The following is an 11,701-nucleotide window of genomic DNA, read 5'->3' as shown; positions in this document are numbered from 1 at the left end:
GCCGGACAGGACGCGTCTAATGGCATCGCAACCCGCCCCCCTGACCGGCGGCAAGCTCGCGCTGATCGCCTTCGCGCTGGCGCTCGGCACGTTCATGATGGTGCTCGACAGTACGATCGCGAACGTGTCGTTGCCGACGATCGCCGGCAACCTCGGCGTGTCGAGCGACAATTCGACCTGGGTGATCACCGCCTTCGCGGTGGCGAACGGTGTCGCGGTGCCGCTGACCGGCTGGCTGATGGGGCGGTTCGGCGTGGTGCGCACCTTCTGCACGGCGGTGGCGGCGTTCACCCTGTCGTCGTTCCTGTGCGGCATTGCCTGGGATCTGCCCTCGCTGATCGTGTTCCGTATCCTGCAGGGCGCGTGTTCTGGGCCGATGATGCCGGGCAGCCAGGCGCTGCTCATTTCGATCTTCCCGTCCGACAAGCGGTCCACGGCGCTCGGCGTCTGGTCGATGACGACGCTGGTCGGTCCGGTCATGGGCCCGATCCTGGGCGGCTATATCAGCGACAATTATCATTGGAGCTGGATCTTCCTGATCAACATCCCCTTCGGCATCTTCGTGACGCTGACGTGCTGGAACGGCCTGAAAAGCCGCGAGACGCCGACGCGGAAGCTGCCGATCGACACGGTCGGTTTGATGCTGCTGGTCGTCTGGGTGGGGTCGCTGCAGATCATGCTCGATCTCGGCAAGAACGCGGACTGGTTCAACGATCCGACGATCTGCGTGCTCGCGATCATCGCGGCGGTGGGCTTTATCGCGTGGATCATCTGGGAACTGACCGATGCCAATCCGGCGGTCGATCTGACGCTGTTCCTGAACCGCAACTTCGCGATCGGCACGCTCGCCTTCTGCCTTGGCTATGCGGTGTTCTTCGCCAACACCCTGATCCTGCCGCTATGGCTGCAGACGCAGCTCGGCTACACGGCGACCTGGGCGGGCCTGATCGCCGCACCCAGCGGGGTGGTCGCGGTGATCATCTCACCGCTGGCCGCGCGCCTGTCGGGCAAGATCGACGCGCGGTTGCTCGCGACGGTGGCGTTCCTCGCCTTCGCCACATCCTATTGGATGCGCTCCAACCTCGTGACCGGGGCCGCCGTCTTCGATTTCATGGCGCCGCTGCTGGTGCAGGGGGTGGCGATGAGCGTCTTCTTCCTCGCGATGGTGACGATCCTGCTCGACGGCATTCCGCCGCAGCGGATCCCGTCGGCGACCGGCATCTCCAACTTCGCGCGCATCGTGGCGGGGTCGTTCGCCGCATCGATCATCACCACCGCGTGGGACCGGCGCGAGGCGCTGCACCAGAGCCGGCTTGCCGAGGCGATCGGGCAGGGCATGCCGTATCAGATGGCCAGCGAGCAGTTGCAGAAACTGGGCGCGACATCGACGCAGGCCGCCGCGGCGATCACCCGCCAGATGGTGGGACAGGCGTATCTGCTCGCGTCGACCGACCTGTTCCGCGTATCGGCATGGCTGTGCGCGGCGATGGTCGTTATCGTCTGGTTCACGCGTCGGCCGCAGGGCGGCGGCGGGCACGTCGCGGCGGACTGACCTCGCGCAATGTTGCGGGCCCGTTGCGGGGTCGTGTCCAAAGCTTGAACATAGGTCCGGCGCGGTTGACCGCCCCGGCACCGGTGCCTAACTTTCGATCATGACCGCCCCCACCATCCTCCTGGTCGAGGACGATCCCGCCCTTCGCACCCTCACCACCCGCGCGTTGCAGGAAAACGGCTATCTCGTGCGGCCCGCCTCCGCCGCGCCCGAAATGTGGCTGGCGCTGGAGGCGGGGCCCGTCGACCTGATCCTGCTCGACATCATGCTGCCCGGCACCAGCGGCATCGATCTGTGCCGCACGCTGCGCCAGAAAAGCGAAGTCCCGATCATCTTCATCAGCGCCAAGGGCAGCGAGACCGACCGCGTCGTCGGGCTGGAGCTGGGCGCGGATGATTATATCGCCAAGCCGTTCGGCACGCGCGAGCTGATCGCCCGCATCCGTGCGGTGCTGCGTCGCGGCTCGCTGGAGCGCAATCCCGGCGAACGCGAAGAGGGCGTGCTGACCTTCGACGGCTGGCAGGTAACGCTGCCGCGCCGCGAGCTGACCTCGCCCACCGGTGCGGTCGTCGACCTGACCGGCGCGGAGTTCGACCTGCTCGTCAGCCTGGCCGAACATGCCGGTCGCGTCATCGCCCGCGAACGCCTGATCGAGCTATCGCGCACGCGGCTGGGCGACAGCTCCGACCGCAGCATCGACGTGCTGATCAGCCGCCTGCGCCGCAAGCTGTCGAGCGCGGGCAAGGATGCCCCGATCATCACCGTGCGCGGCGTGGGCTATATGCTGAACACCGAGGTGACGCGGCGTTGAGGGACGCGTGACGCCTGCCAATTCCCTCCGTCACCCCGGACTCGTTCCGGGGTCCACTGATCCGCAGGGGAGTGACCAGAGCCTCCTGCCGTCCCTCTCGCCGCAGAGTGGACCCCGGAACGAGTCCGGGTTGACGAAGCGTGAGTGGGGCGGTTTGCCGCACATCACCCGATGAAACGTTTCGTTCAGCCCTCGATCGGCCTGATCGGCCAGATCGTCGCGATCCTGCTCCTCACCATGGTGATCGAGTTCGGGATCAGCACGCTTCTGTACGAACGCGCGAGCCAGTTTTCGGTGCGCGACGACGAGGCGCGGCGCCTTGCCGAACATCTCGTCATCGCCCGCCGCCTCGTCGCCGAACAGCCGCCGGCGCGCCGAGGCGACATGGCGAACGACCTCACCACCGAACGCTATGCCCTGCACTGGCAGCGCGACCTGCCGCCGCCCCCGCCGATCGCCCCCGCGCTCGACAGCATGCGGCACCAGGTGGTCGACTGGGAGCCGACGCTCGCCACCGCCGATCTGCGTCTGAAGCTGACGTCGCCGGGGCGCAGCTCGGTCGTCACCGGCGGCCTGAAGTTGTCCGATGGCAGCTGGCTGTATTTCCGCACGCTGGAGCCGCTCCAGAACCTAAACCTCGCCGCCGAACGCATCCTGCTCGCGCTGATCCCGGCGCTGGCGCTGATGGTGATCGGCGGGCTGCTGATCCGCCGCATGCTCCGCCCGATGCGCCAGCTCGCCTTTGCCGCCGATACGTTCGGCGATGCCGAGCACGATCCTATCCCCGAAACCGGCCCGCGCGAGGTACGCCACGTCGTCGCCGCGTTCAACCGCATGGCCGCGCGCATCCAGCGGCTGATCGCCGACCGGACGCAGGCGCTGGCCGCGGTCGGCCACGACCTGCGCACGCCGCTCGCCCGCCTGAAGCTGCGCGCCGAGGGCGTCGACGATGCGCCGGTACGCGAGGCGATCGAGCGCGATATCGGCGAGATGGAGGCGATGGTGACGTCGCTGCTCGCGTTTCTGGGCGGCGACAGCGATCCCGAAACGCCGGTGCTGGTCGACGTCGCGGTGCTGTGTGCGACGTTGATCGACGACGTCGAGGATCGCGACCTGCCCGGCATCTACGACGGCCCGGCGCATTGCGAGGTGACGGTGCGCCCGACGGCACTGAAGCGCGCGCTCGGCAACCTCGTCGAAAACGCACTCCATTATGCCGGCAACGTCGCGATCCGCCTGTCGAGCGCGCCGGGGCGCGTCTGCATCGCGGTGGAGGATGACGGCGCAGGGATTCCCGAAGACCAGCTGCGCCGCGTGCTGGAGCCCTTCGTCCGGCTCGATTCGGCGCGGCCGCGCGACACCGTCGGCTTCGGCCTTGGCCTGCCGATCGTCGCCCGCATCGTCGAGACGGAGGGCGGCACGCTCACGCTGTCGAACCGCGACGAGGGGGGCCTGCGGGCGGCGATCGAACTGCCGGCGTAACGCCATTCCTCCCCCGCCAGGGGGAGGGGGACCGTTCGGCGTCAGCCGAATGGTGGAGGGGGAGGACGGCGGCACGGATCATTACGAGGAGCGTCGCTTACCTCCCCCTCCGTCACCGCTGCGCGGCGCCACCTCCCCCTGGCGGGGGAGGAATTATGAGCAACCCGACCGAACGCCGCTTCCGCTCTCCGTTTCCGCCTCTTTTTGTCCGGCAACATTTTAACACGAAGCTGCGGCATCGCAGCAAAACGTACCCGGTAGATACCCTGTTCAATGCGGCTCATGCCGCCCGTGACAGGAGTATCCACTCGTGAACGAACTGATCGGTCGCGTCGTAAGCTTCGAGAAAAAGGTCTTTCAGGACCAGCAGGCGCTGTATTCGACGCTCGCGCATCATGGCCAATTTCCCAAGGCGCTGATGATTTCCTGCGCCGATTCGCGCATCGTGCCGGAACATATCATGCAGGCGCAGCCGGGCGATCTGTTCGTCTGCCGCAACGCCGGCAACATCGTCCCCCCCTTCTCGGCGCATACCGGCGGCGTGTCGGCGACGGTGGAATATGCCGTGTCGGTCCTCGGCGTGCGCGACGTCATCGTGTGCGGCCATTCGGACTGCGGCGCGATGAAGGGCCTGTCGGGTGATCCCGCCGCGCTCGCCGCGGTGCCGACGGTCGCCAACTGGCTGAAGCACGGCGCCGCCGCGCGCCAGGTCGTCGACCAGAGCTATCCCGAACTGACCGATGGCGAACGCGTCCGTGCGCTCAGCCTCGAAAACATCGTCTCGCAGTTGCAGCACCTGCGCACGCATCCGTCGGTCGCCGCCGCGGTGGCGCAGGGCAATATCACGCTGCACGGCTGGTTCGTCGACATTCACGAGGGCGTCGTCCTCGGCCTCGACGGCGAATCGGGTCGTTTCGTGCCGATCCGCGAAGGCGAGCCCTTCCCCGTCGCGCAGGCCGCCGCACCGCGGCAGGCCTCCGACGTCCCCTTCCTCCAAGCCGCGGAGTAAGTCCCCATGCTGGGCGCCCTGAACCTTCCCAAGATGTCGATCGTCGGCCGTGACCTCACCGCCTCGATCGTCGTCTTCCTCGTCGCGATGCCGCTCTGCATGGGCATCGCCGTGGCGTCCGGCGTTCCTCCGGAAAAAGGCCTGATCACCGGCATCATCGGCGGTATCGTCGTCGGCGCGCTGGCAGGTTCGCCGTTGCAGGTCAGCGGCCCCGCCGCGGGCCTCGCCGTCGTCGTGTTCGAACTGGTGCGCGATCACGGCATGTCCGCGCTCGGGCCGATCCTGATCCTTGCCGGCATCATCCAGTTCGTCGCCGGCGTCGCGAAGCTCGGCGGCTGGTTCCGCGCGATCAGCCCCGCGGTCGTCCATGGCATGCTCGCCGGGATCGGCGTGCTGATCGTCGTCGGCCAGTTCCACGTGCTGTTCGACGCGAAGCCGCTGCCCAGCGGCCTGCAGAACCTGTCGGCGATGCCCGGCCGCCTGCTCGGCCTGTCGCCCGACAACATCGCCGCGGCAGAGCTCGCCTTCGGCATCGGCGTGCTGACCATCACCGCGATGATCGGCTGGGAGAAGTTCCGCCCCGCCTCGCTGAAGCTGGTGCCCGGCGCGCTGGTCGGCGTGCTGACCGGCACCTTCGTCGCCATGGCGTTCGGCCTCGACGTTGCGCGCGTCAACGTGCCCGAATCGATCGCGGGTGCGGTCGCTCTGCCCGATACCGGCATCCTCGCCCGCTTTGCGGATCCGTCGATCATCGCCGCCGCGCTCGCCATCGCCTTCATCGCCAGCGCCGAAACCCTGCTGTCGGCCGCTGCGGTCGACCGCATGCACGACGGCGTACGCACAAACTACAACAAGGAACTGCGCGCGCAGGGCGTCGGCAATCTGCTGTGCGGCATTGCCGGTGCGCTGCCGATGACCGGCGTCATCGTCCGCTCGTCCGCCAACGTACAGGCCGGTGCCACCACGCGCCTGTCGACCATGTTCCACGGCATGTGGATCCTGGGCTTCGTCGCGCTGCTGCCGTTCGTGCTGCGCGAGATCCCGATGGCGGCGCTGGGTGCGATTCTAGTCGTCACCGGCTGGCGGCTCGTGTCGCTCCACCATGCCCGCCACCTGTTCTCGCATTACGGCGTGCTGCCGGCGTTCATCTGGGCGGCGACGCTCGTCACCGTGGTGGCGGCGGACCTGTTGACCGGCGTGCTGGTCGGCATCGGCCTGTCGATGCTGGAGCTGGTGCCGCACGCGCGCGGCCTGAAGCTGAAGGTGTCGGAAGGCGCGGAAGGCGCCCAGCATGCCATCAACCTGTCGGGTGCCGCGACCTTCGTATCGCTGCCCAAGCTGTCCGACACGCTGGAGCGTGCGCCGGCGGGCACGCCCGTCCGCCTCGACGTCAGCGGCCTTCGCACCGTCGACCACACCTGTTCGGAACTGATCAAGGACTGGTTCCAGCGTCGCCGGGCCGCGGGCGACAGCGTCGAACTGCTCGGCGGGCGTGGCAAGACTGCCGCACTCGCGCACTGATCGACCGGGGGATCGCGGCAATCCCGCGATTCCCCATTGTCGAACGGAAAATGCTGCGATAGCGAAGGAACCGTCCGGGAAAGATCGGCGCCCCTCTTTCGAGTGAGCGCGCCGGCGGCCTGGACGCAGGAGGGACCCCAACGACACGGAAAGGGGTTCCATGAAGTATCTCAGCCTGGCCGCAGCATCGCTCGCGGCGTTCGTCGCCCTCCCTGCCGCCGCGCAGGAGACCGCACCCCCCAAGGACGTCACCGTCACCGGCTCGGTCGCGCTCGTCTCCGACTATCGCCTGCGCGGCGTGTCGCAGACCGACAAGGAAATGGCGGTCCAGGGCGGCCTCACCATCACGCATAAAAGCGGCCTGTACGTCGGCACCTGGGCATCCAACCTGTCCGGCTGGGGCACGTTCGGCGGCTCGAACATGGAGCTCGACCTGATCGGCGGCTACAAGGTGCCGATCAGCGGCGGCGCGCTCGATGTCGGCCTGACGTGGTACATGTATCCGGGTGGCGCGTCGAAAACCGACTTCGCCGAACCCTATGTGAAGCTGTCGGGCACCGCCGGCCCCGTCTCGATGCTGGCGGGCGTCGCCTATGCGCCCAAGCAGCAGGCGCTGGGCAAATGGTATAACAACGCCGCGGCCTATGCGACCGGCGTTCCGAACAACCCCGGCAAGGGCAACGACAATCTGTACCTGTGGGGCGATTTCAGCGCCGCCATCCCGCAGACGCCGCTGACCGCCAAGGCGCATATCGGCCATTCGGACGGCAATTCGGGCCTCGGCCCCAACGGCACGTCGGCCGCGCCGACGGGGCATTACTGGGACTGGCTGCTCGGCGCGGATTACGCGATCAAGGGCACGCCGCTGACGCTCAGCGCTTATTATGTCGACACCGACATCAGCAAGGCGAAGGCCGCCTATCTGCAGCCGAACTTCGCCTCGACCAAGGACGGCAGCACGATCGCGGGCAGCCAGGTAGTGTTCTCGATCAGCGCGGCGTTCTGATCGATGGGTGGGGCGCGGCGCATGCGCCCCACACTCTTCGTCACCCCGGACTTGTTCCGGGGTCCACTCCGCGGCGAGGGGGCCGGTTCGAGCCTCCGGCCACCCCCTCGCGGCCCGGTGGACCCCGGAACAAGTCCGGGGTGACGGACATGGAATTGGCGGCCTCGGTTTCCTATGGAACCACCCGCCCGCCCCGGCGCTAACGCCACCATGCACGACGCGCTGATCTTCACCCCCGACGACGTCGACCTCTCCCGCTCGCCGCTCCGTCGCGGGATTACCGAGCCGACCTATGTCCTCGGCGCCTTCAACCCCGGCTTCACGCGGCTGCCCAACGGCAATCTGCTGCTGATGGTGCGCATCGCCGAAGCGCTGGCCGAACCCGTGCGGGACGGCCATGTCCATGCGATCCGCTGGACGCCGGCAGGCTATGTGCTCGACGCCTGGCCGTTGACCGACGTCGACATGACCGATCCCCGCCAGTTCGAGCTGAAGGGCCGCCGCCACCGCATCCTCGCGCTGACGTCGCTGTCCTGGCTGCTCCCGGTTGAGCTGGACCCCAGCGGCGAACGCATCGTTGCGGTCCACTACGACGCCGCGATCGAACCCGCCGCAACCTATCAGGACTATGGCGTGGAGGATGCGCGGATCACGCGCGTCGGCGACACATGGTACATGACGACCTGTTCGGTTGGTGCCGAGCGGCATTGCACCACGCTCCACACCTCGCGCGACGGCCTGCACTACCGGCTCGAGGGGATCGTGCTCGACCACCAGAACAAGGACATGATCCTGTTCGAAGGTCTGGTCGCCGACAGATTCATGGCGCTCACGCGGCCACTGGGCGAGGTCTATTTCGCCTATCCGCCCGACAGCCCCTGGGTCGGCGGCCCGTCGATCAATTTCGCGGCATCGCCCGACGCGCTTCACTGGAAGCCGCTCGACGCACCTGGCCTGCGCGCGCGCAAGGGCTCCACCTCGGCAATGAAGATCGGCGGCGGCACGCAGCCGATCCTGACGCCCGACGGCTGGATGATGATCTACCACGGCGTCGAGGCGCGCGAGAGCGTCGGCATCTACCGCAGCTTCTGGGCGCTGCTCGACCGCGACGATCCCTCGCACATCCTGCGCGTCGAGGACGAGGTGCCGCTGCTGGAGGCGAATCCCGCCCTCACCGCACATATCGCGCACCAGATGTATCTGCCGACGCCCGTCGTCTTCTCGACCGGCCTCGTGACGGACGGCGACGATTACCTCATCGCCAGCGGCGAAGCCGACCTCGCCTGCCGCATGACCCGCCTGCCGAAGAGCCGTTTCATGTGATTTGGTTCACGCGCAGACGCGAAGGCGCCAAGACGTCAATGTAGGCCGCGCGCCAGCGCCCTATCTAATTCCATGGCAAGAGCCATGCATTGCCGCGCGCGAGTCCTCTTCGCGTCTTCGCGTCTTCGCGTGAACCAAGAAGCGTAAAAGGAACCCCCTAGCCTCTTCCCCGTTCGACGGGCACACAGGGGGACGCGCGATGACGTGGTGGAAGACGGGCAGCATCTACCAAATCTACCCGCGCTCGTTTCAGGACAGCGACGGCGACGGCGTCGGTGACCTCAAAGGGATAGAAGCGCGGCTAGACCATCTGGTCGCGCTCGGTGTCGATGCGATCTGGATATCGCCGATCTTCGTCTCGCCGATGCACGACTTCGGCTATGACGTCGCCGATTATTGCGACATCGATCCGCGCTTCGGCACGCTCGCCGATTTCGACGCACTGCTCGCCGCCGCGCACGCCCGCGGCCTCAAACTGCTGCTCGATTTCGTCCCCAACCACAGCTCGACCGACCACCCCTGGTTCCGCGAAAGCCGGTCGTCGCGCGACAATCCGAAGCGCGACTGGTACATCTGGCGCGATCCCGCCCCGGATGGCGGCCCGCCCAACAACTGGATCAGCGACTTCGGCGGCTCCGCGTGGGAATATGACGCCGCCACCGGCCAATATTATTACCACGCCTTCCTGAAGGAACAGGCCGACCTCAACTGGCGCAACCCCGACGTGCGGGCGGCGATGATGGACGTGCTGCGTTTCTGGTTCGATCGCGGCGTCGACGGCTTCCGCATCGATGTGCTGTGGCACATGGTGAAGCACGCCGACTTCCCCGACAATCCGGCCAACCCCGCCTATCGTACCGAAATGGGCGAGATGCACGCCGTGCTCCAGTCGAACTCCACCGATCAGCCCGAAGTCCATGACATCGCCGCCGAGATGCGCCGCATCGCGGATAGCTATTCCGGCGATCGCGTGCTGATCGGCGAAATCTACCTGCCGATCGAAAAGCTGATGCACTATTACGGCATCGACACGCCCGAAGTGCATCTGCCCTTCAACTTCCAGCTGATCGAGGCGGCTTGGGACGCGCGCAGCCTCGCCACCATGATCGCCGACTATGAAGCGGCGCTGCCACCCGGCGGCTGGCCGAACTGGGTGCTCGGCAACCACGACCGGCCCCGGATCGCGACACGCGTCGGCGGGCCCCAGGCGCGCGTCGCCGCGATGCTGTTGCTGACGCTGCGCGGTACGCCGACGATCTATTATGGCGACGAACTCGGCCTGACCGACGTCGCCATTCCGCCCGATCGGGTGCAGGACCCGCGCGAATTGCGCGAACCGGGTTGGGGGCTGGGCCGCGACCCGGTGCGCACGCCGATGCCGTGGAACGCCAGTGACCACGCGGGGTTTTCGAGTGCGGAACCGTGGCTGCTGCTCGGCCCCGACTGGCCGACGCGCAACGTCGCGGCGCAGGCGCAGGACGCCGGGTCGATGCTCGCGCTGTACCGCGACCTCCTCTCGCTCCGCCGCAAGCATGACGCGCTGGCGGAAGGCGACTTCCGGTTGCTTGAGACGACCGGTTCGGTCCTCGCCTACGAACGCTGGCGGGGGGACGAGCGGATCGTCGTGGCGCTGAACCTGAGTGGAGAAGACCAGCCGTTCGTGCTGCCGGCGGGCGAGGTGGTGCTACGCACGCTGCCGGGGGGCGTGCGAACCGATACGCTCCGGGGCAATGAAGGCGTTGTGATACTCGTCCGCTAATCTCACCCCCTTCGTCACCCCGGACTCGTTCCGGGGTCCACTCTGCGGCGAGGGGGATGGTGCGAGCCTCCTGCCGTCCCCCTGCGGGCCGGTGGACCCCGGACCAAGTCCGGGGTGACGGGAGAAGCAAGTCCCCGGAACAACTCCGCCACGCCGGAGTATCACCACCGGGCCTTATCGTTACGCCCCCGTACCCCCATGCATTCCTCCGTTTCAGGCGACCGCCACCCATGAAAATCGCGATGCTCGCCCCGATCTCCTGGCGCACGCCTCCCCGCCATTATGGCCCGTGGGAATTGGTCACCAGCCTGCTCACCGAGGCGCTGGTCGCGCGCGGCATCGACGTCACGCTCTTCGCGACGCAGGACAGCCTGACCGCCGGCACCCTCTCCGGCGTCGTCCCCGCGCCCTATTCCGAAGACCCGAGCATCGACGCAAAGGTGTGGGAATACCGTCACCTCGCCCACGTCTTCGAGCGCGCCGGCGAATTCGACCTGATCCACAATCAGGCCGATTTTCCCGCCCATGCTTTCGCCAACCTCGTGACGACGCCGATGGTCACGACGATCCATGGTTTTTCGTCCGATCGCATCCTGCCGATGTACAAGCCGTATGAGGATCGGGTGCATTATGTCGCGATCAGCGATGCCGACCGATCGCCGCAGCTCACATACGCCGAGACGATCCACCACGGGATCGTCCTCGACGACTTCCCCTTCGATCCGGACGGCAGCGACGCCCTGTTGTTCTTCGGCCGCATGCATCCAGACAAGGGCGCGGCCGAAGCCATCGCGGTGGCACAGGCAACGGGTCGCGCACTCGCCATGTACGGCATCGTGCAGGATCAGGGCTATTACGAGCGCGCCGTCGTGCCGCACCTCGGGGGCACCATCACCCATCCCGGCGCGGTCGGCGGCACGGAGCGCACCCGCGCGCTGGGCCATGCCGCAGCGCTGCTCCACCTCATCAACTTCGACGAACCCTTCGGCCTGTCGGTGGTCGAGGCGATGGCGTGCGGCACGCCCGTCATCGCGATCAACCGCGGGTCGATGCCCGAGCTGATCGAGGACGGCGTCACCGGCTTCCTGGTAAACAGCGTCGACGAGGCGATCGCCGCCGTCGCGCGCCTGCCCCAGATCGACCGCGCCGCCTGCCGCCGCGCGGTGGCGGAGCGCTTCTCGGTCGAACGCATGGCAGACCGCTATATCCAGCTCTACCGCCGCATCCTCGACCAGTGA

9 protein-coding genes are annotated in these 11,701 nt (G+C 67.3%); all 9 read left to right on the top strand.

Going from position 1 to position 11,701, the window contains the following annotated elements:
* Positions 1 to 19: 19 nt before the first annotated feature.
* The 9 genes from ACP7A3_RS07030 to ACP7A3_RS06990 all read left to right on the top strand — a co-directional run bounded on the left by ACP7A3_RS07030 (position 20) and on the right by ACP7A3_RS06990 (position 11,701).
* Positions 20 to 1,552 carry a DHA2 family efflux MFS transporter permease subunit gene (locus ACP7A3_RS07030; protein ID WP_294312638.1) on the top strand — a complete coding sequence of 511 codons (1,533 nt, stop codon included), beginning with the start codon at positions 20 to 22 and terminating at the stop codon, positions 1,550 to 1,552.
* 100 nt (positions 1,553 to 1,652) lie between these two features.
* Positions 1,653 to 2,363, top strand: coding sequence for a response regulator (locus tag ACP7A3_RS07025; protein ID WP_017977411.1), 711 nt, complete (start codon positions 1,653 to 1,655; stop codon positions 2,361 to 2,363).
* Between the two features lie 171 nt (positions 2,364 to 2,534).
* Positions 2,535 to 3,845, top strand: a complete 1,311-nt coding sequence (locus tag ACP7A3_RS07020; protein WP_426256551.1) for an ATP-binding protein — start codon at positions 2,535 to 2,537, stop codon at positions 3,843 to 3,845.
* 310 nt (positions 3,846 to 4,155) lie between these two features.
* On the top strand, positions 4,156 to 4,854 hold the full coding sequence (locus tag ACP7A3_RS07015) for a carbonic anhydrase (protein WP_017977409.1): 699 nt from the start codon (positions 4,156 to 4,158) through the stop codon (positions 4,852 to 4,854).
* Positions 4,855 to 4,860: 6 nt separating this feature from the next.
* Positions 4,861 to 6,375, top strand: a complete 1,515-nt coding sequence (locus ACP7A3_RS07010; protein WP_426256550.1) for a SulP family inorganic anion transporter — start codon at positions 4,861 to 4,863, stop codon at positions 6,373 to 6,375.
* Between the two features lie 160 nt (positions 6,376 to 6,535).
* Positions 6,536 to 7,381 (top strand): TorF family putative porin, encoded by an 846-nt coding sequence (locus ACP7A3_RS07005; protein ID WP_017977407.1) that lies wholly within the window; start codon positions 6,536 to 6,538, stop codon positions 7,379 to 7,381.
* Positions 7,382 to 7,591: 210 nt separating this feature from the next.
* Positions 7,592 to 8,704 (top strand): glycosidase, encoded by a 1,113-nt coding sequence (locus ACP7A3_RS07000; RefSeq protein ID WP_426256570.1) that lies wholly within the window; start codon positions 7,592 to 7,594, stop codon positions 8,702 to 8,704.
* A gap of 199 nt (positions 8,705 to 8,903) precedes the next feature.
* On the top strand, positions 8,904 to 10,463 hold the full coding sequence (locus tag ACP7A3_RS06995) for an alpha-amylase family glycosyl hydrolase (protein ID WP_426256549.1): 1,560 nt from the start codon (positions 8,904 to 8,906) through the stop codon (positions 10,461 to 10,463).
* Positions 10,464 to 10,693: 230 nt separating this feature from the next.
* Positions 10,694 to 11,701: a glycosyltransferase family 4 protein gene (locus ACP7A3_RS06990; RefSeq protein ID WP_426256548.1), complete on the top strand. Its 1,008-nt coding sequence runs from the start codon at positions 10,694 to 10,696 to the stop codon at positions 11,699 to 11,701.

This window comes from Sphingomonas sp. DC5200-1, assembly GCF_049897245.1.
Lineage (GTDB): Bacteria > Pseudomonadota > Alphaproteobacteria > Sphingomonadales > Sphingomonadaceae > Sphingomonas > Sphingomonas aquatilis.
This window is presented reverse-complemented; position numbering and strand designations above follow the sequence as displayed.